Source organism: Arthrobacter flavus (genome assembly GCF_039526005.1).
Taxonomy (GTDB): domain Bacteria; phylum Actinomycetota; class Actinomycetes; order Actinomycetales; family Micrococcaceae; genus Arthrobacter_D; species Arthrobacter_D flavus.
The window spans coordinates 46,282-66,639 of sequence record NZ_BAAAIJ010000063.1 but is presented as its reverse complement, the minus strand read 5'-3'; the positions used below and the strand labels follow the sequence as shown (position 1 = coordinate 66,639).

The 20,358-nt window shown below is 64.4% G+C and carries 21 protein-coding genes, 1 tRNA gene and 2 riboswitches; of the genes, 13 read left to right on the top strand and 9 right to left on the bottom strand.

Going from position 1 to position 20,358, the window contains the following annotated elements:
• Positions 1-62: 62 nt before the first annotated feature.
• The 8 genes from ABD059_RS17345 (at position 63) to ABD059_RS17310 (ending at position 6,902) form a co-directional block, all read left to right on the top strand.
• Positions 63-770: an iron-dependent transcriptional repressor DtxR gene (locus tag ABD059_RS17345; protein ID WP_343882347.1), complete on the top strand. Its 708-nt coding sequence runs from the start codon at positions 63-65 to the stop codon at positions 768-770.
• A gap of 138 nt (positions 771-908) precedes the next feature.
• Positions 909-1,083, top strand: a riboswitch (cyclic di-AMP (ydaO/yuaA leader).
• 2 nt (positions 1,084-1,085) lie between these two features.
• The gene (locus tag ABD059_RS17340) at positions 1,086-1,883 is read left to right on the top strand and encodes a M23 family metallopeptidase (RefSeq protein WP_343882345.1); all 798 of its coding nucleotides are present in this window, start codon (positions 1,086-1,088) and stop codon (positions 1,881-1,883) included.
• 125 nt (positions 1,884-2,008) lie between these two features.
• Positions 2,009-2,172: riboswitch (cyclic di-AMP (ydaO/yuaA leader) on the top strand.
• 5 nt (positions 2,173-2,177) lie between these two features.
• Entirely contained in the window at positions 2,178-3,008 is an 831-nt protein-coding gene (locus ABD059_RS17335) for an NlpC/P60 family protein (protein WP_343882343.1), read from the top strand.
• Positions 3,009-3,037: 29 nt separating this feature from the next.
• Complete coding sequence (locus ABD059_RS17330) at positions 3,038-3,889, top strand: NlpC/P60 family protein (protein ID WP_343882341.1); 852 nt, start codon at positions 3,038-3,040, stop codon at positions 3,887-3,889.
• Positions 3,890-4,121: 232 nt separating this feature from the next.
• The gene (locus ABD059_RS17325) at positions 4,122-4,622 is read left to right on the top strand and encodes an HNH endonuclease (protein ID WP_019483835.1); all 501 of its coding nucleotides are present in this window, start codon (positions 4,122-4,124) and stop codon (positions 4,620-4,622) included.
• The gene (gene mobA, locus ABD059_RS17320) at positions 4,619-5,245 is read left to right on the top strand and encodes a molybdenum cofactor guanylyltransferase (protein ID WP_343882338.1); all 627 of its coding nucleotides are present in this window, start codon (positions 4,619-4,621) and stop codon (positions 5,243-5,245) included. Before ABD059_RS17325 ends, mobA begins: the two co-directional genes overlap by 4 nt.
• Before the next feature lie 14 nt (positions 5,246-5,259).
• Complete coding sequence (locus ABD059_RS17315; RefSeq protein WP_343882336.1) at positions 5,260-5,556, top strand: DUF6457 domain-containing protein; 297 nt, start codon at positions 5,260-5,262, stop codon at positions 5,554-5,556.
• A gap of 11 nt (positions 5,557-5,567) precedes the next feature.
• The gene (locus ABD059_RS17310) at positions 5,568-6,902 is read left to right on the top strand and encodes a molybdopterin molybdotransferase MoeA (protein WP_343882334.1); all 1,335 of its coding nucleotides are present in this window, start codon (positions 5,568-5,570) and stop codon (positions 6,900-6,902) included.
• Positions 6,903-6,979: 77 nt separating this feature from the next.
• On the opposite strand, the gene ABD059_RS17305 is transcribed toward ABD059_RS17310, so the two are convergent.
• A complete protein-coding gene (locus ABD059_RS17305) occupies positions 6,980-9,301 on the bottom strand; it encodes an FdhF/YdeP family oxidoreductase (protein WP_343882332.1) in 2,322 nt (773 codons plus the stop codon).
• Between the two features lie 64 nt (positions 9,302-9,365).
• Here ABD059_RS17305 and fdhD point away from each other — a divergent pair, with 64 nt between their 5' ends.
• Genes fdhD through ABD059_RS17290 form a run of 3 tightly spaced genes read left to right on the top strand, consistent with a single transcriptional unit; the run spans position 9,366 to position 11,275 of the window.
• Positions 9,366-10,205 (top strand): formate dehydrogenase accessory sulfurtransferase FdhD, encoded by an 840-nt coding sequence (gene fdhD / locus ABD059_RS17300; protein ID WP_343882330.1) that lies wholly within the window; start codon positions 9,366-9,368, stop codon positions 10,203-10,205.
• A 27-nt stretch (positions 10,206-10,232) separates the two neighbouring features.
• Positions 10,233-10,919, top strand: coding sequence for an LLM class flavin-dependent oxidoreductase (locus tag ABD059_RS17295; protein ID WP_343882327.1), 687 nt, complete (start codon positions 10,233-10,235; stop codon positions 10,917-10,919).
• Positions 10,844-11,275 carry an LLM class flavin-dependent oxidoreductase gene (locus tag ABD059_RS17290; RefSeq protein WP_343882325.1) on the top strand — a complete coding sequence of 144 codons (432 nt, stop codon included), beginning with the start codon at positions 10,844-10,846 and terminating at the stop codon, positions 11,273-11,275. Before ABD059_RS17295 ends, ABD059_RS17290 begins: the two co-directional genes overlap by 76 nt.
• A gap of 122 nt (positions 11,276-11,397) precedes the next feature.
• Here ABD059_RS17290 and ABD059_RS17285 read toward each other — a convergent pair whose 3' ends face one another.
• The 4 genes from ABD059_RS17285 to ABD059_RS17270 are packed head-to-tail and all read right to left on the bottom strand — an operon-like array spanning position 11,398 to position 14,533.
• A complete protein-coding gene (locus tag ABD059_RS17285; RefSeq protein ID WP_343882323.1) occupies positions 11,398-12,213 on the bottom strand; it encodes a DUF1684 domain-containing protein in 816 nt (271 codons plus the stop codon).
• A gap of 27 nt (positions 12,214-12,240) precedes the next feature.
• Entirely contained in the window at positions 12,241-13,035 is a 795-nt protein-coding gene (locus ABD059_RS17280) for an amino acid ABC transporter ATP-binding protein (protein ID WP_343882321.1), read from the bottom strand.
• Positions 13,022-13,681 (bottom strand): amino acid ABC transporter permease, encoded by a 660-nt coding sequence (locus tag ABD059_RS17275; protein ID WP_343882428.1) that lies wholly within the window; start codon positions 13,679-13,681, stop codon positions 13,022-13,024. The genes ABD059_RS17280 and ABD059_RS17275 overlap by 14 nt, the downstream gene beginning before the upstream one ends.
• Positions 13,682-13,708: 27 nt before the next feature.
• Entirely contained in the window at positions 13,709-14,533 is an 825-nt protein-coding gene (locus tag ABD059_RS17270) for an amino acid ABC transporter substrate-binding protein (RefSeq protein WP_343882319.1), read from the bottom strand.
• Positions 14,534-14,738: 205 nt separating this feature from the next.
• Between ABD059_RS17270 and ABD059_RS17265 the strand changes: the two genes are divergently transcribed.
• On the top strand, positions 14,739-16,622 hold the full coding sequence (locus ABD059_RS17265; RefSeq protein ID WP_343882317.1) for an ABC transporter ATP-binding protein: 1,884 nt from the start codon (positions 14,739-14,741) through the stop codon (positions 16,620-16,622).
• Between the two features lie 16 nt (positions 16,623-16,638).
• Here ABD059_RS17265 and yczE read toward each other — a convergent pair whose 3' ends face one another.
• From yczE to ABD059_RS17245, 4 genes are all read right to left on the bottom strand, one after another.
• Entirely contained in the window at positions 16,639-17,283 is a 645-nt protein-coding gene (yczE, locus tag ABD059_RS17260) for a membrane protein YczE (protein ID WP_343882315.1), read from the bottom strand.
• Positions 17,283-17,768, bottom strand: coding sequence for a DUF6314 family protein (locus tag ABD059_RS17255; RefSeq protein WP_343882313.1), 486 nt, complete (start codon positions 17,766-17,768; stop codon positions 17,283-17,285). The genes yczE and ABD059_RS17255 overlap by 1 nt, the downstream gene beginning before the upstream one ends.
• 18 nt (positions 17,769-17,786) lie before the next feature.
• Positions 17,787-17,863, bottom strand: a tRNA-Arg gene (locus tag ABD059_RS17250).
• A gap of 18 nt (positions 17,864-17,881) precedes the next feature.
• Entirely contained in the window at positions 17,882-18,526 is a 645-nt protein-coding gene (locus ABD059_RS17245; RefSeq protein ID WP_343882311.1) for a hypothetical protein, read from the bottom strand.
• Between the two features lie 174 nt (positions 18,527-18,700).
• Here ABD059_RS17245 and ABD059_RS17240 point away from each other — a divergent pair, with 174 nt between their 5' ends.
• The gene (locus ABD059_RS17240; protein ID WP_343882309.1) at positions 18,701-20,245 is read left to right on the top strand and encodes an alanine/glycine:cation symporter family protein; all 1,545 of its coding nucleotides are present in this window, start codon (positions 18,701-18,703) and stop codon (positions 20,243-20,245) included.
• The last annotated feature ends 113 nt before the right edge of the window (positions 20,246-20,358 follow it).

The following is a 20,358-nucleotide window of genomic DNA, read 5'->3' as shown; positions in this document are numbered from 1 at the left end:
CGTTCCCACCGCGAAAGCTGCCCGCTGTTCCATCCCGCACCAGTGCCTAGGAGCTGAACCGCATGACGGACCTCATCGATACCACTGAGATGTATCTGCGGACCATCCTGGAACTGGAGGAAGAGAATATTGTTGCCCTCCGCGCCCGGATTGCTGAACGGCTCCGCCATTCCGGTCCCACCGTCTCCCAAACCATCGGCCGGATGGAGCGCGACGGACTGGTGGTCGTCTCAGGCGATCGCCACCTCGAATTCACTGACCTAGGTCGCCGTCGCGCCATCGGGGTGATGCGCAAGCACCGGCTCGCCGAACGTCTCCTCTCCGACGTGATTGGACTGGATTGGGCCTATGTCCACGAAGAAGCCTGCCGGTGGGAGCACGTGATGAGCGAGCGGGTTGAACAGCGACTGTACGAGCTGCTGGGGAAGCCCACCGAGTCCCCCTACGGCAACCCTATTCCGGGGCTTGAGGCTTTGGGGGGCCCGCCAACCCAAGACTTCACCGACGGTGTCCGCAGCCTCCTGTCGGTCAGCGGCACCAATCCCCAGGGGTCAGTGATTACCCTCATCCGGTTGGCCGAGCCCATTCAGGTGGACCCGGAATTGCTCTCCCAACTCGATGAGGGCGGACTGCGGCCCGGGACCGTCATCACCGTGCAGGCGGTCGGCGACTACGTATCGGTCAGGGTCGAGGGCATCGACGGTGCCCTGGAGCTCCCGCCAGAGGTCGCTGCACACGTGTTCGTGTCGGTTTCCGGTCCAGGCGTCTAGCTCGCCAAGGCTCAATGTTGCCGCAAGTTATCCACAGGAAAAGATAACGAATGTATCTCTTTTGCTTATGGTCGTGGATGATGGAAAACTGGCGTTGATACATCAGCGTTATCTAAACCGCACGCCTAACCCTGTCAGCGGATTTGGATGCTGAGACCCGTGACAGGGGCGGAGGACCCATCAGACGGCGGCCGACCGGTCGCCTTGGGGTGAAGCCCAGACCCGGATCTGCTTCGGCGGAACCGGTCAGGGCCGAGTTTTTTCCCGAACTCGAATCCGACAGCTAACTTCGCAGGCATATACGAAAGGGACCCATTGCCGAAGCACCATGCTTCGGGGCGTCGCCGTGCCGGCGCCCCGGTGTCTGCCGCGCGTCCTCGGGACGCGCACCGACTCGAACGACGACGCACTACCCGAGTCAGGGGCGACTTTTCGCTCACCGGGCTGAGCCAAAAATTCGCCATCGCCGCCGCCGCCTCCGGGCTGGTGCTGACTGTCACGCTACCCACCACGGCAGCGACGGTCCCGCAGGACGACAGCGCGGTTGCCGCAGCAGCAGCACCCACCGCGCAGGCGACTGCCGCGCCCCGGGAAATCAGTGTCCCCGACGCGGCGCTGGTCGATTTCAGCCGCACCGCGCTGCAGAGCACCTTCGACGCAGACGCCAAACTCAGCGAGATCATGACCGCTGCAGGCTCAGCGGCTGTGCCTGCCGCGGCGCGCGGCTCCCTGTCCGCCCCCATGGACAAGCTGGTCATCACGTCTCCTTTCGGCTACCGGGTAAGCCCGATCACCGGCATGGGCGGGGAACTCCACTCGGGCCAGGACTTCAGTAGCTCGTGCGGCAGTGAAGTGTTCGCCGCCGCGTCAGGTACCGTCACCTTTACCGGCTGGCACCCCTACGGGGGCGGGAACCGCGTGGTCATCGATCACGGCAACGGCCTTGAGTCCACGTACAACCACCTTTCATCCAGCAGCGTCCAGGAAGGGCAGTCGGTGGACCGCGGCGACGTCGTCGCTCAGAGCGGTAGTACCGGCGCATCCACTGGTTGCCACCTGCATTTTGAAGTAATGGTTGACGGTCAGGCCGTGGACCCCATGGGCTGGCTGTAACCAAGGACACACCGTTCCGTGACCGGAATGTGACATTGTGGTCGATCTGCTGTACCGTCGATCTCGTGCCAAATTCTAATAGGTTTGGCACCCTCGAGCAGATCGCCTAGCTCTGCCACTGCCTGAGGTTCCGTTCGCACAATTCGCATGGCAGAGGCGGGGGAACCAATTAGTGGATTTCGCAAGAAATCCTTGGGGTTAAGTCGTGTGATTCCACTGGGAATCAGATGACCGGGTGACTCCCATCCGAATCCGACAGCTCACCTCGCAGGCAATTGGGAGAGGCAATCAAACGTGTCAACTAGCTCTTCTCTGGGCCGCCACAAGGCCGCCCGTACGCACACCAGCCCGCTGACGGCCATCTCAAGCGCCGTCTCCTCGAACGCTGGTTCCGTAGGCCGCCAGGCAGCAGTAATCGTCGCAGCGTCAGGGCTGGTCCTGACCGCCGGGCTGCCAGCCCACGGGTTCGGTGAGTCCGAGCGGGTCGTCCAGCTCTCCACCCCCTTGAACTCGATCGCAGTGACCGCCGACGCCGTCAGCGCTCCCGCCACCGCCGACATCACCTTCGAGCGGGCAGCCGTATCGGCGACGCCCGCCGCAGAAGAGGTTGTCCCGGCTGTCGAGGTGCAGGCCGACGTCGTCGAGCCAGTAGCGCCGGTCGCTGAGCCAGTAGCCGACGTGGTGGCAGAGCCCGCGGTGCAGGACGCAGCCCCAGTCGAGGCAGCCCCAGCCGAGGCGCCCGCCGCAGAGGTCGCTCCAGCTGCTGCAGTCCAGGCGCCCGCCGCCGAAAAGCCAGCACCCGAGGCGGCACCGTCCGGTAACATCGCCGCTGGCCTGGTCGGATCCGCGTACTCCCAGATTGGTGTGGGACAAGATTGCACCGCCATGGTTGAAAAGGCGCTCCGCTCAGTCGGCAAGTCCGTGGGCGACATTGCGCCGGGCGACTTCTTCGCCTTTGGATCAGTTGTTGGTTCCCCAGCGGCAGGCGACCTCGTCATCACCGGCGGCCACGTGGCCATCTACGTCGGCAACGGCCAAGTCATCAGCGGTGGCCTCAACGGCATGAACACCGGCCTGCATTCCCTTTCCGACCTCCCCGGCGCTAGCTTCGTCCGCGTTAGCTAAGACCACACCGAATCCTGGAGAACGCACACATGACCACTAGCACAGCCATTGCACGCCACCGTGCCGATAAACGCCAGGCCACCAACTTCTCGGCCCTGGCCAAAGCCGTTACCGAGAACGCTGGCGGCATGGGCCGCCAGGCCGCCGTAATTGCGGCAGCTTCAGGCCTCGTCCTGACCGGCGGGGTATCGGCGAACGCTGCTGAGCTCTCCCTCGAATCAGCAGAGCGGACCATCCTGACCTCCGCGCTGGAGATTCAGGCCGCACCGGCAGTTGTCGAAGCGCCTGCAGACGCCGATGTTGCGTTCAACCGCACCCCGGTCAAAGCCATAGCAGCCCCAGCAGTTGCCGAAGCCCCAGTGGTCACGGCTCAGGCCGAGACTGTCGTTGAGGTCGAGGAAGTCCCGGCCGCTGAGCCCGAAACAATTGAGCCCGCGACCGCAACTCCCGCAGTGAACGTCCAGCAGGAGGCGCCCGCCCAGGTCGCTCCAGCAGAGGCCACTCCTGCAGCCGAGGCGCCTGCCGCGCCGGAGGCCCCCGCGGCCTCCTCCGGGACGGCAGCAACAATCGCGGCCGCAGCACAGGGTCAGCTGGGCGTTATCCAGGACTGCACCCGTCTTGCAAGCAACGCACTGGCAGCAGCAGGGATCAACTTCCACGGCTGGCCAGCCGGGTACCTTTCGCTGGGACGCACGGTCAGCGCCGGCGAAGCCATCCCAGGTGACCTCATCTACTACGCCGATGGCGGCGCCGGAGTGGCCCACATCGCTGTGTACATCGGTGGCGGCCAGGCAGTCCACGGCGGGTTCAACGGCAACCAGACGGTTGTCGCCCCAGCCGACCTTGGTTCGGGCCCCGTCTTCATCCGCGTTGGCGGCTAAGAGACACCCACACTGTTTACCAAAGGCCCGGAGGATTTTCCTCCGGGCCTTTGGTGTCTGACTGCCGCCCAGACTATCGAGGCGATCGGTCTGCGACGACACGCCTGGACCTGCTCCACAAGAATTGGCTAACCGGGCCCCAGCCAAACTACCCTTACTCAAAAGGAGTCAGTTTTCTAGGCCTGCACCCCGGCGATAGGGGTGACGGCCTGATCGGCAAAGAGGAATGTGCATGCGCACTCTCGTTCTGAATGCTGGATATGAGCCGCTGGCGGTAGTGACCTTCCGCCGGGCGCTGGTCCTTGTGCTGGCTGGGAAGGCCAGCGTCGTCGCCGAAGGGGAGGAGCCGGTCATTGGACCCAACGAGATACTCGGGCGGCCCTCGGTCATCCTGCTGAACCGGTATGTGAAAATCCCCTACCGGCAAAGTCTCGTGGTCACGCGCAGGGGTGTGCTCCGTCGGGACAATCATCTGTGCGCCTACTGCGGGAAAAGCGCGTCCACCATCGATCACGTGTATCCACGCTCTCGCGGCGGGGACTCCAGTTGGGAAAACCTCGTGGCCTGCTGCCTCAGGTGCAACAACGACAAGGGCGACAAGACGCTCGCCTCCCTGGGGTGGCAACTGGGTGTCACCCCCCAGCCGCCCCGCGGCCCGTCCCACCACTTCCGCGAGATTGAGAAGCCAGCCCCGCAGTGGAGCGCCTTCCTCCGGTCGGAGAGCGCCGCTTGAGCGGTCAAGTCCCCGTTGCCTTCAATGCCGTAGTGCTCTCGGGCGGCCGTTCCTCGCGCCTGGGAGGAACACCGAAGGCCTCTCTGCAGCTCAACGGGCACAGCCTGCTGGATCTGACCTGTCACGCCGCGGCAGCTGCACGACGGCTCGTCGTGGTCGGCCCAGACGAGGTCCACGGCGCGACAGTCCGGGCGCAACCGGTGTCGCGCGAGTTTGTCCGCGAGTCGCCACCGTTCGGCGGGCCGGCCGCAGCGCTGGCTGCCGCTGTCGACCATCTACAGGGCGAGTCCACGCCGTGGCTGCTGGTGCTGGCGTGCGACATGCCGCGCATCGCGGAAGCGATTCCGTCGCTTCTGACAGCGGCGGTCGATCATCCGGAATCCTCGGCGATGGCGCACGACGGCGGCCGGGATCAGCCGCTGGCCGCACTGTACCGTTTCGATGCCCTGCGGTTAGCGGTGCAGGAGATCCACGCCTCCGGAGGGGCCCAGAATCTATCGATGAAGGCGCTCCTTGCTAGGGTGCAATGGAGAGCAATTGACGTTCGGCCGGGGAGCACCGCCGACGTCGACACCTGGGCTGACGCCCATTCCCTCGGTGTCTCAGGCATAGCACCGACCTAGATTCAGGAGCAGCGATGAAAAAGCAGGATCAGATCCTTCAGGAATGGAGTGCCCAGCTCATTGAGGCCTTCGAACTTCAGGGCACCACCATCGATATCGATGCCATCCTTTCCCTTGCGGGGGACGCAGCCCATTCAATAGTGCGCCCGGCAGCGCCGCTGACCACCTTCATTGCTGGCTACGCCGCTGGCCTCGCTGTGGCCAGTCAGCAGGCAACCGAGGCGGTAGCCATGGAGTCCGCGATTGAGGCTGCACGTCGCCAGTGTCCCACCGGGGACGTGGCCAGCCCATCGACGGCGGAGGTCCAGTGAGCGAAACCCCCATGAGCGCATTCCCCCTGGGCGAAGCCCCCACCGACAACTCCACCGTCGAGGTGACGTCCCCCGCTGAAACGCCCGTGGACCAGACGCGCACCGGACGGAACCTCGACTGGGAGCAGGCGCGACGCGTCGCCTACGACGCCGGAACGCCACTGGCCAACCAGACAGTCCCACTCTCCGAAGCGTTGGGACAGACACTGGCTGAGCCGGTCACGGCTTTGCAGGCCATCCCGCACTACGCGTCATCGGCCATGGATGGATGGGCCGTCAACGGCAACCCACCGTGGCAACTGGTCAGTCATGCACCCAAGGAAGAGCACCCCTGGTCACGTCCTGCACCGCACCGGGACTCGGGTGCGGGACCGCTGACTCTCGGGGAAGCGACGTTCATCCTGACCGGCGGTGTGGTGCCGGAGGGGGCCACCGGAATCCTGCGCATGGAGCACGGCGCCGTGCGCGGTGATTCACTGGACCGCAACTCGCGGGCTCGGCCGGACGAGCCGAGGCCACAGGAACATATCCGACCGGCCGGTGAGGAAGCCCCTCAGGGCAGCGAGACCATTCCCGCGAACGTCACCCTGAACCCTGCCCAGATTGCCCTTGCGGCCGTCTGCGGCTACGACAACCTTCCAGTGCTGAGGGCGCCGCGGGTGTCCCTGCTGCTGACCGGCGACGAGGTCATCGAAGCCGGGCTACCCGAGCCGGGGCAGGTCCGTGACACGTTCGGCCCGCAGCTTCCCGGGTTGGTTCAGATGATGGGTGGGCATGTTGACACATCGGGTCGGGCCAAGGACGACCTGGACGACGTCGTCGCCGCCATCAGCGCCGAAGCACTCGACGAACTTTCCCTCGCGCGAGCCTCCGGTGACGTCCTGATCACCACCGGAGGGACGGGCAGCTCATCGGCTGACCACATCCGGCGCGCGTTGGAGACGCTCGAGGCGGAGTTCATTATTGACGGCATTGCGATGCGGCCCGGGCATCCAACGCTGCTGGCCCGGCTGCAGGATGGCCGGTTCCTGGTAGGTCTCCCCGGCAATCCCCTGGCCGCGATGATGGCCATGCTGACCGTGGTGGGCCCCCTGCTGGCAGGCCTGCGCGGAGCGCCGTTCCCCGAAACCGACGAGGTGACCGTCGGGGAAGCCTTCGAGGAGCTGCCCGGTCGGAGCCGGGTGGTGCCCTACCGGCTGGAATCCGGACGGGCCGTCGCGGCCACCCACCAGCGCTCCGGCATGCTCAGAGGCCTCGCCTCCGCGGACGGGGTCATGGTGGTGCCGGCCAGCGGCTGCGTTGCGGGGGATAGGTTGCCAGCGCTGCGCCTGCCGTGGATCAGCTAAGACTTCGCCTGTTAACTACCGGTGCCCCCAGTCAGCTGACTGGGGGCACCGGTAGTTAAGCTCAGATCGGGTTTGGCTCAGGCGATCTTTTCCAGCCGGATGATCACTGACTTGGAAGTCGGTGTGCCGCTCACATCGGCAGTCGAATCCAACGGCACCAGCACATTGGTCTCGGGGTAGTAGGCGGCCGCGCAGCCCCGCGGGGTGGCGTAGGTGACCGCCCTGAAGTTCTCGGCCCGGCGTTCAACGCCATCGGAGAACTGCGACACCAGATGCACCATTTCTCCTTCGGCGATCCCGGCAGCCGCCAGATCGTCCGCATGCACCAACACCACACGCCGTCCGCCGTGAATGCCGCGGTACCGGTCATCCTTGCCGTAGATCGTCGTGTTGTACTGATCGTGTGACCGGAGGGTCTGCAGCAGCAGCCGGCCCGCGGGGACCTTCGGGTACTCGAGGGCGTTGCCGGTGAAGACCGCCTTGCCGGACGGAGTGGTGAACTTCCGGCCGTCACGGGGACCGTTCGGCAGGACAAACCCGCCCGTTTCGATCCGAGTGTTGTAATTTTCGAAGCCAGGGATGACCGCCTCAATGTGGTTACGGACCACCGAGTAGTCGGCCTGCGCCGCCACCCAGTCGATCTGCGGGGCGTTGTCGCGGAACGGGCTCTGCGGGCGGGCGAACAGGCGGTCACCGAGCTCACACACGATCGAGATCTCCGAGCGCACATCCGGTCCCGGGGGGCGAAGCCGTCCACGTGAGGCATGCACCGCACTCATCGAGTCCTCGACGGTGACCCGCTGGTCGCCGCTGGCCTGGGTGTCCCGATCCGTCCGGCCCAGGGCCGGCAGGATCAGGGCACGGCGGCCGGTGATCAGATGCGAACGGTTCATCTTCGTCGACACCTGCACGGTGAGACGTGTGTTGCGGAGCGCCTTATCGGTCACATCGGAGTCCGGAGTGGCGCGCACAAAGTTGCCGCCCATCGCCATGAAGACCTTCGCGCCGCCGTCGCGCATCGCACGGATCGCCGCAACGGTGTCGAAGCCGTGCTTCCGCGGTGACGCGAAACTGAAGTGGGCGTCGAGGGCGTCGTGGAAGCCGTCAGGCATCCGTTCGAAGATTCCCATGGTGCGGTCGCCCTGCACATTGGAGTGTCCCCGGACCGGGCAGACGCCCGCTCCCGGCTTCCCGATGTTGCCCTGCAGCAGGAGGACGTTGACGACGTCGCGCAGTGTCTTCACCGAGTGCTTGTGCTGGGTCAGACCCATCGCCCAGCACACCACTGTGCCGGGGGAGGCGATCATCCGATCGCCGACCGAGGTGATCTGAGACTTGGCGATTCCGCTGGCCTCGACGATTTCGTCCCAGGACACCTCACGGAGTTCCTGCAGGTATTCTTCCAGGCCGGTGGTGTGTTCCTTGATGAACTCGTGGTCGAAGACCGTCCCGGTCTTCTCCTCCTGCTCCAGCAGGTACTTGCCGAGACCCTGGAAGAGGGCCTGGTCGCCGCCGAGGCGGATCTGGAGGAAGTCGTCGGAGAGCTGGGTGCCGCCGCCGAACCTGGTACCGAGGATGCCGGAGATCTTCTGCGGGTTTTCGAAGCGCAGCAGACCAGCCTCGGGCAGCGGGTTGATCGCGACGATCTGCCCACCGTTCTTCTTCGCCTTCTCCAGCGACGTCAGCATGCGGGGGTGGTTGGTGCCCGGGTTCTGGCCCGCAACCAGGATCAGCGGGGCCTTGTCGACGTCCTCGAGGGACACCGTTCCCTTACCGATGCCGATGGTCTGGGTCAGCGCGGAGCCCGAGGACTCGTGGCACATGTTGGAGCAGTCCGGCAGGTTGTTGGTGCCAATACCGCGCACCATCAACTGGTACAGGAAGGCCGCCTCGTTGGAGGTCCGGCCGGAGGTGTAGAAGACCGCTTCGTCGGGGCTGTCGAGTGCCGCGAGCTCCTCAACGATGATGTCGTAGGCCATGTCCCAGCTCACCGGACGGTAATGGGTGCCGCCTTCTTCAAGGAGCATGGGGTGGGTGATGCGGCCCTGCTGGCCCAGCCAGTACTCATCACGCTCGTTGAGCTCGGCAACCGAATGCTTCTCGAAGAACGACGGCGTCACGGTGCGGCGCGTTGCTTCTTCGGCGACAGCCTTGGCGCCGTTTTCGCAGAACTCGGCGGTATGCCGTTTGTCACCCTCAGGCCAGGCGCAGCCCATGCAGTCGAAACCCTTTTCCTGGTTCACTGCCAGCAGCGTCTGCGCGCTACGCACCGGACCCATCTGGTCCAGCGAAATCTTCAGGGAGTTCAGAACGGCGGGGAGTCCCACCGCTTTTCTCTTGGGCTTACCGACCTTAATTTCGGCTTCGTTGATTCCATCTTTGGGCGCACGAGTCGCCATAGCCATCACATCCTAGGGTCAGAAGTCCACTAGTCTCATCCTAGGACAACGGTAGGAGTGCACATTGAAGAAGCGCGTTAGTCAGCGCCGCCAGATCACCCGGTTCCGCCTCGGCGCAACCGACAATGGCATCAGCCGGCGAGAGGATTTCCTCGCCGGAGAGGAACCGCTGGAAATCCGGCTGGGAGCACAATCCTTTTCGGTGACCATGCGTACACCCGGCGACGACTTTGACCTGGTCGCAGGATTCCTGGTCTCCGAAGGCATCGTCTGGGAGCCGGGGCAGCTGGTCAGTCTCCGCTACTGCGCGGGAGTGGACGACGCCGGTCAGCAGACGTTCAACGTCGTCGAGTCCCAGCTCAGACCCGATGTGGTGCTTCCGGACACCACGATGGAACGCCATGTGTACACCTCGAGCTCCTGCGGCATCTGCGGTACCGCCTCGATCGACGCCGTGCGCAAGTCGTCCCGTTTCGACGTGCACGACGACGACGCGCAGGTCACCCTTCCGGCGCTCGCCGGGCTGCCGGACCGGTTGCGTGAATCCCAAAAACTCTTCGACTCGACCGGTGGCGTGCACGCGGCTGGGCTGTTCACCCGCGACGGTGAATTGTTATGCCTTCGTGAGGACGTAGGCCGGCACAACGCCGTCGATAAGGTGGTGGGCTGGGCCCTGCGCGAGGGGATGCTGCCGTTGAGGGGCACCATCCTGCAGGTGTCCGGCCGTGCGTCGTTCGAGCTGGTCCAGAAGGCGCAGCTCGCGGGGATCCCAGTACTGTCTGCGGTCAGCGCGCCGTCGTCGTTGGCGGCCGACCTCGCCGAGGAAACCGGCATCACCCTGGTGGGTTTCAGCCGCGGCACCTCCCTTAACTGTTATACGCACCCGCAGCGGATCGCCGCCTAGCCACCACCGACGTCAGGGGCCTCGCGTATGGAAATCGGTATCTACAGCTTCGGGGACATTCACCCCAACCCGGTGACGGGAGAGCGGGTTTCGCCGCAGCAGCGGATGGCGGACCTGTTGGAGCGGGCACGGCTCGCCGACGAGGTGGGCCTGGACTACTTCGGCATCGGTGAGCATCACCGCCCGGACTACGCCGTCTCGTCGGTGGTACCCGTGCTCGCCGCGGCCGCCGCGCAGACCACCAGGATCCACATCGGCTCGGCGGTCACCGTCCTCAGCACCGAGGATCCGGTGCGGGTGTACCAGCAGTTCGCGACCCTCGACCTCCTCTCCGGCGGCAGGGCGGAGCTCACTGCCGGGCGGGGGTCCTTCATCGAGTCCTATCCGCTGTTCGGGGCAGAACTCGGAGACTACGAAGAGCTCTACGAGGAGAAAATCCGGCTGCTGTTGCAACTCGACGCCTCCGAACGCATCACCTGGCAGGGCAAGTTCCGTGCCGCCTTGGACAATGCGTTGATTCTGCCGCGGCCCACCTCGGGGCATCTCGACATCTGGATCGCAACCGGCGGCACACCGGCGTCGTCAGTGCGTGCCGCACGCCTGGGCACCCCGGTGATCTTCGCCCTACTGGGGGCTCCGTGGGGAACTTCGCCCAGCACGCCCAGCTGTACCGTGAGACGGCTGCCCGGGAGGGCCATAACCCCGCGACCCTGAAGGTGGGCCTGAGCGGCGTCGGGCTGGTGTTGAGGAAGGACGCCCAAGCCGTCTTCAAGCCGTACTGGCTGGACACGATGAAACGGATTTCATCGGAGCGGGGATTTCCGATGCCGAGTGAGGTCACCTACAACATGCAGGCCGCACGCTCCGGGGCGATCTTCGTGGGAAACCCCGAGGAGGTGGCGGAGAAGATTGTGCTGGCCCAATCGCAGATGCAGCACGACCGGCACATTCTGCAGCTCGACTGGTCCTCCGTGCCGCAGACGCAGGTGCTGGAGTCGATTGAACTGCTCGGCACCGAGGTGCTGCCCCTGGTGCGCCGGGAGCTGGGCCTAGATGCGCCAAAACGGTGAGCAACCTGGACAGGCCGGGTCAACCTGGACATCCGTGAGAGAGATGTTGGACCGATTTGTCCAGGTTCCTCACGAAAACCGGTCAAACGGGAACGACGACGGCGACTGGCGTCCAGAGGACGCTAGGCGGGCTGTTGTTCGCCGGCCTGCACCGGGACGCTGATATGGTTCCCGTCAATTGGCCTCGGGCAGGTGCCAAACGCGGTAAACGCGCTGGGATAGTTCAACGACCGGTTGAAGTCGAGCTGGACCCGTCCATCAGATGACACCCGGTCGGTGACCAGGAAACGCCACTCGGCGGTGGTGTCCTCGTTCGTCGCATCGTGGAACGCCACTTTCAGGGACCCGTCACGCTGCTGCTCTGCCAGGAGCGTGTGATCATCCCCGCCGATAGCAAACGTCACCGTTCCGGTCGCCTGGGCGACGTCGTCGACCTCGGGGTGAGCGGTCCGGATCGGTATCTCGCGGGCGGCCGGAAAGGCCGTGTAGTGGCCGTCGCTCACGGCGAAGGAGTTGTACTCGAAGACCGGTACGCCGTCGAACCTGGTAAACGTGGGGGCCGTGTTATCGCGGGTCCGCACCACATAGCGGCCGCCCCGGACGGCCAGTTCCACCACGGTGTCCTGATAGCGCACCCAGTTCTCGGAGCCGCCGTCGGGCAGGGACAGTTCGATGGTGCCGTCGACCGGTTCGCCGGTGCTCACCAGCGTCACACCGTCCGACGCCCGGACAGTCAGCGTGGCACCCGGCTCAGCGGTGGGGACGCTGGCACTCCAGCGGCCCGGGACCAGTTCCAGCGCCGACGGCTCAGCCGGCAACCACTGCAGGGAGGTCAGTGTCAGCCAGCCGTGCCCGACGGCGAGGGAGCTGTCGCGTTGTTCACGGAAGCTGCGCCACTGCTCGACCTCGGTCAGCTGGGCGTCGGTGGGCTGGGTCATGGGTAGTCTCCAAAAGTCAGGAACGGGTCAGAACGGGTGGAGGAGTCGCTGGACAAACCGTTGGGTGCGCTTTTGCCGGGGATTGCGCAGCACGGTGTCGGGGTGGCCGCGCTCCACCACCACGCCGCCGTCCATGAACACCACCTCGTCGGCGACCTCGCGGGCAAAGGCCAGTTCATGGGTGACGATCATCATGGTCCACTGTTCGTCGGCGAGTTCCTTGATCACGCCCAGAACCTCGCCGACCAGTTCGGGGTCAAGCGCGGAGGTGGGCTCATCGAAGAGCAGCAGCGCAGGTTTCAGCGCCAACGCGCGGACAATGCCCACCCGCTGCTGCTGGCCGCCGGACAGCTCAAACGGATATTGATCCTTCTTGTCCGCCAGGCCCACCCGGGCGAGCAGCGACTCGGCATCTCGGATGGCGTCGGCCCGGCGCATTTTCTTCACCTGGATGGGTCCTTCGATGACGTTCTGAAGGACGGTCATGTGGGGGAACAGGTTGTAGTGCTGAAAGACCATCGCGCTCTGGTCGCGCAGGTCCGACAGATCCCTGGCATGAACCTTGCCGCCAAAATCCACTGACGGGCCGCCAGTGACCGAGACGATTCCGCCGTCGGGGGTCTCAAGCCCGTTGAGGCAGCGCAACACGGTGGTTTTACCCGAGCCGGAGGGCCCGATCAGGGCTGTCACCTGTCCCGGTTTGATGGAAAGGTCAATGGACTTCAGCACGACGTTCTCGCCGAAGGCCTTGCTGAGGCCGGTCACGGTCAGCAGGTTGCCGTCCTGACCGGCTGCTGCTGGGGTGAACTCAATGGGCGACATAGCGATCCAACCTCTTCTCCAGATAGGACTGCCCGCTCGAGAGCACGAAACAGAACACCCAGTAGACCAGAGCGGCCTCCAGGTACAACATCATGAACTGCTGGCTGAACGCGGCAATTTCCTGGGCCTGGCGGAACATCTCGGTCACCAGGATCAGGGACGCGAGCGAGGTGTCCTTGACCAGGCTGATGAACGTGTTGGACAGCGGGGGGACTGACACGCGGGCGGCCTGCGGCAGGATGATGCGGCGCAGGGTCCGGGTGCGGGACATCCCGATGGTGTGCCCAGCCTCCCACTGCCCCTTGGGGACGGACAGGATCGCCGCGCGGATGATCTCAGCGGCGTAGCCCGCTACGTTCAGGGAGAACGCGATGATGGCGCTGGGCCAAGGATCAATCACCAACCCGATCGAGGGCAGGCCGTAAAAGATCACGAACAGCTGCACCAGCAGGGGAGTGCCCCTGATGATCGACACGTAGACCCGTGCCGCTGACGACGCGAGCCGGTTCCGGCTCAGACGCATCAAAGCGATGACGAGCGCCAGGAGCAAGCCGAGGACAAACGAGGATAGGGACAGCGGGATGGTTCCCGTCAGCCCGCCCAGGACCAGGGGCCAGAGCGAATCCCAGAACAGTGTCCAGTCGATGGTGTTCCTCCGTGTACCTAGCCGGTGCTATTCGGTGACGTCGGAGCCGAAGTACTTCTCCGAGATTTCGGCAAGCGTACCGTCTGCACGCAGGCCGGCGAGGGCCTCGTCGACTGCGGCGATCAGGTCGTCGCTGCCCTTGGTGAAGGTGAAGGCGCTGAGCGACTCCTCATCGGTCTCGGCGGCAATCTTGATCGCATCGGTGGGGTTGGTCTGCTGGTAGTCCAGGTAGGTCAGCGTGTCGTTGATCGTGGCGTCGACCCGGCCCTGCTCGAGCAGGGTCACTGACTGTGCCCAGCCTTCGACTGCCTCAATCTCGGCGCCGCTTTCCTGCGCCAGCGCGTGCCAGTTGCTGGTCAGCGACTGGGCGGTGGTCTTGCCTTGAAGGTCCTCGAAGGAGGTGATGTCGGTGTTGTCCGAGGTGGTCACGATGACACCGGTGCTGACCGTGTAGGGATCGGAGAAGTCGTAATTCTCGAGACGCTCGTCGGTGATCGATACCTGGTTCGCGATGACATCGAACCGGCCGGCATCTAGTCCGGCGAAGATGGCGTCCCACTGGGTTTCCTCGAACTCCGCTTCGACGCCGAGTTCCCCGGCGACGGCGGTGATGACCTCGACGTCGAACCCGGTCAGATCGCCCGCGCCTCCCTCGTGGAAGCTGAAGGGACGGTAGGTCCCCTCGGTGCCGACGGTGATGACTCCTGCATCCTGGATTTCCTGCAGCGTGGTGGGTCCCGCTGAGGTGCTGCTGTCAGCGGGCTCCCCGGTGGACTCGCCGCCGCCGCAGGCCGCCAGGCCCAGGGTGAGAGCAGCGGCTGCGCCAAGGATTGAAAGACGACGGGTCAACATTTTGCGGGTCCTTAATAACTGGGGATGGTTCAGGGGTCTCCTGCCGTTGTACAGGGCAGGGTTGTGCGGGCACAAAGTGCACAGCCACATAGTGCAACAAAGCCGACAGCGAAATTAGTTCCGCGTCCCCTGTGATCCGGCCAACTTAGCCAGTGAGGCGGGCAGGGCGGGCATAAGCTGAAGACCTGAGCGATGGAGGCAGTACATGAGTATGGAAGGCGCGGCTTGGAACTCCCTTTACCGGATTTCCACCGCCAAGGACAGCAACAACAAGTTCTCGAAGGAAACGCTGAAGCGGATCCTGAGATTTGCTGTGCCGTACCGGACCAAACTGATCTTCTTCATTGCGCTGTCAGTGGTGTCCGCATTCCTCGCAGTCGCGACACCGGTCCTCGCTGGCCAGGTGGTCAACGAGATCATCGCCGGCACCGGGCTGGAGACAGTCATCTGGCTGGCCGTCGTCATCGCGCTGGTAGCGGTTGCCGACGCAGTGGTGTCTATGGCGACCCGCTGGTTCTCCTCGAAGATCGGTGAGGGCGTCATCCTGGATTTGCGCACCACAGTCTTCGATCACGTGCAGAAAATGCCGATCGCCTTCTTCACCCGCACCCGGACAGGCGCGCTGGTGAGCAGGCTCAACAATGACGTGATCGGTGCGCAGCAGGCCTTCAGCGGCACCCTCTCCGGGGTGGTCAGCAACATTGTGGCGCTCGCCCTGACCTTGGTGGTCATGCTGACGACGTCGGTCCTGGTCACCGTCCTGGCCGTCCTCATGCTGCCGATCTTCCTGCTGCCCGCACGGCGAATGGGAAACCGCCTCGCCGCCCTGCGCCGCGAGGCCGCGGACCACAACTCGGCGATGAGCACGCAGATGACCGAACGCTTTTCCGCTCCCGGTGCCACCCTGGTCAAGCTGTTCGGCCGCCCGGACGAGGAATCGCGGGAATTCGCGGTCCGCGCCGCACGGGTCCGCGACATTGGCGTCCGGATGGCGATGCTTCAGTGGGTCTTCGTCACCGCGCTGATGCTGGTCTCAGCACTCGCCCTCGCCCTGGTGTACGGCCTCGGTGGCGCGCTGGCCCTGAACGGTGCGCTGAACACGGGTGAGGTGGTCACGCTCGCGCTGCTCCTCACCCGCCTCTACGCGCCCCTGACCAACCTGGCGAACGCCCGGGTGGAAATCATGAGCGCATTGGTCAGCTTCGAGCGGGTCTTCGAGGTCCTCGACCTGGACCCGCTGATCAAGGAGAAGCCCGACGCCGGTACCATCCCCGCGGGCCCCGTCTCGGTGGAGTTCGACGACGTCCGGTTCGCCTACCCTTCGGCGGACAAGGTCTCCCTCGCCTCCCTGGAGGAGGTCGCCACCCTGGATACCCGGGGCGGCGAGGAGGTGCTGCACGGGGTGTCCTTCCGGGTGGAACCGGGCCAGACGATCGCCCTGGTGGGATCCTCTGGTGCCGGAAAGTCGACTATCGCCCAACTGCTGTCGCGGTTGTACGACGTCGACAGCGGTGCGGTCCGCCTCGCCGGGACCGATGTGAGGGACGTGACCTTCGAATCCCTCCGGCACACCATGGGCATGGTCACCCAGGACGGCCACCTCTTCCACGAGACCATCAAATCGAACCTGCTCCTGGCGCGGCCCGGGGCAACCACCGAGGAGCTGTGGGACGCCGTCCGGCGTGCCCGGCTCGAACCGCTGTTGAGGTCACTGCCCGATCAGCTCGACACCATGGTGGGGGAGCGGGGCTATCGGCTTTCCGGCGGTGAGCGGCAGCGGATGACCATCGCCCGCCTGCTGCTGGCCCAGCCGCGGGTGGTCATCCTGGATGAGGCGACGGCGGCACTGGACTCCACCTCGGAGGCCGCGGTCCAGGCGGCACTGACGGAGGCCCTGGAAGGCCGGACCGCCATCGTGATCGCGCACCGGCTCTCGACGATCCGTTCCGCGGACCAGATCCTCGTGATCGAGGAGGGCCAGATCGCCGAACGGGGCACCCATGACGAACTGCTGGAGCGCGATGGGCGGTACGCCGAACTGCACCGCACCCAGTTCGCCGTCAGGAAGAACGTCGCACCCGGAATCTAGCTCCCTGCGGACCGTGTCAGGTGGCAGGAGCAGCGGTGCCTGCTGCGCCGCCGCGGGGGCGCGGGTCCGGAATGTGAAGTAGGGGAAGCGCTGCGTTGACCATTGGCCCTATTAAGAGGGCAAAGGCGACGGTGCCGACGCCGACGGTGCCGCCAAGCACCCAGCCGATGGCCAGCACGGTGAGTTCGATGATTGTGCGGACCTTCCAGATTCTCCAGCCCCACTTCCGGTGAATACCGGTCATTAACCCGTCCCGTGGTCCGGGGCCCATCCGGGCACCGATATACAGGCCAGTCGCCAGGGCGAGCAGGGTGAGACCGCCGGCGAAGAGGAGGATCTGCGCCCAGAGTTCCGTTGGCATGGGGAGTATGGCGAGGCCCACCTCGGCGCTGGGGCCCACCAGTGCCACATTGAGCACGGTCCCGATGCCCGGCTTCTGCCGGATAGGAATCCAGAGCAGGAGGACCAGCAGTCCAATCAGGTTGGTGGCGACACCGAATGGCAGTCCGGACTGCAGAGCCGTTCCCTGGCCGAGAACGTCCCACGGCGACACGCCAATCCCAGCCTGGATCATCATGGCTATGGCAAAGCCGTAGCAGAACAGGCCAACCAGCAACTGGGGCACGCGTCGGAGGAAGAGGTGGCTCATAGTGGCAGACATTACGCCTTGCGGCGGCTTGTCAACGATTCCGTTTCGCGGGTCCGGGTGAGGCGCGTCATCAACGTCAGATCCTTCTGAGGACCGCTGACCCGCCACGTGTACTGCCAATGATCCCGGTCCACCAGGACGAACTCTCCCCGGTAGACGTCGGGTGAGCACTGATGCAGGGGCGAATCCTGGCCGGTGGAGAGGTCGAGGCCATGGAAGAAGCGGCCGTCCGAGAAGAACACCTCTGCTGACAGGGGTTGTGAGGCCTGCCGCCAGAACAGTTCGCGGGTTGCAGGTGTGGGTGAGGACCCGGCCCAGATGAGGGTGCCCTGCTCGCCGTGGCGGAGGGCGTCGTCGTCGAACGAGAAAGTTGCGACGCCGGCGAACCGGCCCGTCAGGCCGGAGGCATGATCCCTCAGGGATCGCTCAACCGACCAGGAGCCATGCAGATGATGGAGCAGCGTGTCAGCGGAGCCGAGGCGAAACGGTTCATTCATCGGGCTACCCATCGACGGTGGTGCCCCTGGCCGGAATCGAACCGACGACCTTCCCTTTAGGAGAGGGACGCTCTATCCTACTGAGCTACAGAGGCGGGTACAGCGGTATTAGCTTACCTGCTTTCGGGCGGCGTCCCATTCGGCTCGGCTGGCAGGGCCGAACGCTTACCGCGCACGCTGCCCGGGAGTAGGACCGCCAGAAGACCTGCGATGGCTGAGAGCCCTAGCAGGACCCAGCGCGCGATGGTGAGCGCCGAGGCCAGGGCAACCTGGCCGTCGTCGGGCGCTGTGGCCGCGAGCATCGAATCGATTGCCACGTTCTCCCACAGGTCGACCACCGCGAACAGCAGCGGTGGCGCCCAGAGCACCCAGCGCAGCCAACGGCGATCGACATTCAACTGGATGAGGAGTAGCCACGCGATGCCGAAAATGAGCGGGAACAGCGTTCCCGCAGTCTTGTGGAGGTAGCTGAGTTGGCCCAGGGCGTCGTCGTCCATGGCCGCCTGCAGATCGGCCACGTGCGCGGGGCCATAACCACCAAACATCATGTCCGGCATTGTCAACCCGTCGGCGAGCTGGCCCATCTGGCCCAGCGCGAGGAGGTGGTAATACCCGAAAAGGAGAACTGCCGTGGCCGCCGCGGCGATCAGGATCATGTTCCCGTTGCTGCGCGGTGGACCTGCGGTCGGAACGGCGTCAGGAATGCCGGCTGCTGCTGGTCCGTGCTTCTTGGCGATCTGCGCTCGGGTCTTGGACATGGGGTGATTATCCCAGCTTTTCGGATAAAATCAGATCCCACCATGTGAAACTGAGGATGAACTGTGAATCACATCACAGTTTGGTGACAAATATGCCATTTGAAGCATCTGTGATTGCCAACACACCACGGTTTGCGGTTGTTTAGATGAATGGCAATTAACCAAGCACTACCTATGTCCAGCGTTGCGGATGAAATTGGCTGGCTGGCTGCGGTCGAGGATGCGATTGATTCGGTTTTCGCTCCCGTTACTGAGGTGTTCTCCAACATCGTGTTCTTCCCCATCACCATTGGGGAGATCAGCTTTCCTGTAGTTGTCGCGTGGCTGATCGCTGCAGGCATCATCTTCACCATCTACTTCGGCTTTGTGCAGTTCCGGCACATCAAGGTGTCCTATGAGGTGGTCCGCGGCAGGTATTCCTCCAAGGATGACCCGGGGGAGGTCCCTCACTTCCAGGCTTTGACCTCAGCCCTCTCCGGCACCGTAGGGCTTGGCAACATTGCCGGTGTCGGCGCAGCCATGGCCCTCGGCGGGCCGGGTGCCACCTTCTGGATGATTCTGGCCGGTCTGCTTGGTATGGCCACGAAATTCGCCGAATGTACCCTGGGCGTGAAATACCGTGAGGTACACCCCGATGGCACCGTCAGTGGCGGGCCGTTCAAGTACCTCCCCATCGCCTTTGAGAAGTTCGGGCGGCTCCCCGCGAAGATCCTGACCGGCATCTTCGCCGTCGCCATCCTCATCTTCGGTGTTGCCGGTGGCAACATGTTCCAAGCCAACCAGACCTTCGCCCAGGTGCAGAACGTCACTGGCGGTGACGATGGATTCCTCGGCAGTGCGGGCGCCGCACTGATCTTCGGCCTCGTCCTGGCCGCCCTGGTCGGTGCAGTGATCCTCGGTGGCATCAAGTCCATCGGTGCTACGACCAGCCGGCTTGTCCCCGCCATGGCAGCCGTCTACATCGCGGCCTGTCTCTTCGTGATCGTCGTCAACATCGGCAACGTGCCAGCGGCCTTCGGCTCCATCATTGAGGGCGCTTTCGCTCCCGCCGGTATGGCCGGTGGCTTCATCGGTGTCATGATTGTCGGCTTCCAGCGTGCTGCATTCTCCAACGAGGCCGGCCTGGGCTCCGCAGCGATTGCCCACTCGGCAGTCAAGACGCGCCGTCCGGTCAGCGAGGGCTTCGTCGCGATGTTCGAACCCTTCATCGACACGGTGGTCATCTGTACCATGACCGCACTCACGATCGTCATTGCCAGCGCACCGAGCCTGCAGGCAGGAATCGACCAGGTTCAGGCCGGGGACGGCGCTCCCGACGGCGTGATCCTCACCTCGGATGCCTTCGAATCCGTCATTTCGTGGTTCCCGATTATCCTCGCCATCGCCGTGGCCCTGTTCGCCTTCTCCACCCTGATTACCTGGTCGTACTACGGGCTGAAGGCCTGGGAGTACCTCTTCGGACGCAGCAAGGTATCCGAAATCACCTACAAGTGTGTATTCCTCTTCTTCACCGTCGTCGGCACCGTCCTGACCTTCGCCCAGGTCCTGAACTTCGCGGACGCGGCCTTGTTCGTCTGCGCTTTCGTGAACCTGCTCGGCGTGTACATGCTGCTGCCGGTCATCAAGCGCGAGATGAAGGCCTACCTGGCCGACCGCAAGAGCGGCACGTTGCTGCAACTCGGTATCGACCAGGACGACATCGAAGAAGCCAAGCCGTAACCGCCAACAGAATCCAGACCCACCACAACAACACGCCCGCCGGTTCCGTTGAACCGGCGGGCGTGTTGTTGTGGTGGGTCTGCCCAGCAGGTTTAGTCGGAGCCAGCAACTAG

Coding starts and splice junctions, on each gene's coding strand:
- ABD059_RS17345 (WP_343882347.1), top strand. CDS start 63: ATGACGGACCTCATCGATACCACTGAGATGTATCTGCGGACCATCCTG.
- ABD059_RS17330 (WP_343882341.1), top strand. CDS start 3,038: ATGACCACTAGCACAGCCATTGCACGCCACCGTGCCGATAAACGCCAG.
- ABD059_RS17325 (WP_019483835.1), top strand. CDS start 4,122: ATGCGCACTCTCGTTCTGAATGCTGGATATGAGCCGCTGGCGGTAGTG.
- ABD059_RS17315 (WP_343882336.1), top strand. CDS start 5,260: ATGAAAAAGCAGGATCAGATCCTTCAGGAATGGAGTGCCCAGCTCATT.
- ABD059_RS17310 (WP_343882334.1), top strand. CDS start 5,568: ATGAGCGCATTCCCCCTGGGCGAAGCCCCCACCGACAACTCCACCGTC.
- ABD059_RS17305 (WP_343882332.1), bottom strand. CDS start 9,301: ATGGCGACTCGTGCGCCCAAAGATGGAATCAACGAAGCCGAAATTAAG.
- ABD059_RS17295 (WP_343882327.1), top strand. CDS start 10,233: ATGGAAATCGGTATCTACAGCTTCGGGGACATTCACCCCAACCCGGTG.
- ABD059_RS17285 (WP_343882323.1), bottom strand. CDS start 12,213: ATGACCCAGCCCACCGACGCCCAGCTGACCGAGGTCGAGCAGTGGCGC.
- ABD059_RS17280 (WP_343882321.1), bottom strand. CDS start 13,035: ATGTCGCCCATTGAGTTCACCCCAGCAGCAGCCGGTCAGGACGGCAAC.
- ABD059_RS17270 (WP_343882319.1), bottom strand. CDS start 14,533: ATGTTGACCCGTCGTCTTTCAATCCTTGGCGCAGCCGCTGCTCTCACC.
- ABD059_RS17265 (WP_343882317.1), top strand. CDS start 14,739: ATGAGTATGGAAGGCGCGGCTTGGAACTCCCTTTACCGGATTTCCACC.
- yczE (WP_343882315.1), bottom strand. CDS start 17,283: ATGTCTGCCACTATGAGCCACCTCTTCCTCCGACGCGTGCCCCAGTTG.
- ABD059_RS17255 (WP_343882313.1), bottom strand. CDS start 17,768: ATGAATGAACCGTTTCGCCTCGGCTCCGCTGACACGCTGCTCCATCAT.
- ABD059_RS17245 (WP_343882311.1), bottom strand. CDS start 18,526: ATGTCCAAGACCCGAGCGCAGATCGCCAAGAAGCACGGACCAGCAGCA.
- ABD059_RS17240 (WP_343882309.1), top strand. CDS start 18,701: ATGTCCAGCGTTGCGGATGAAATTGGCTGGCTGGCTGCGGTCGAGGAT.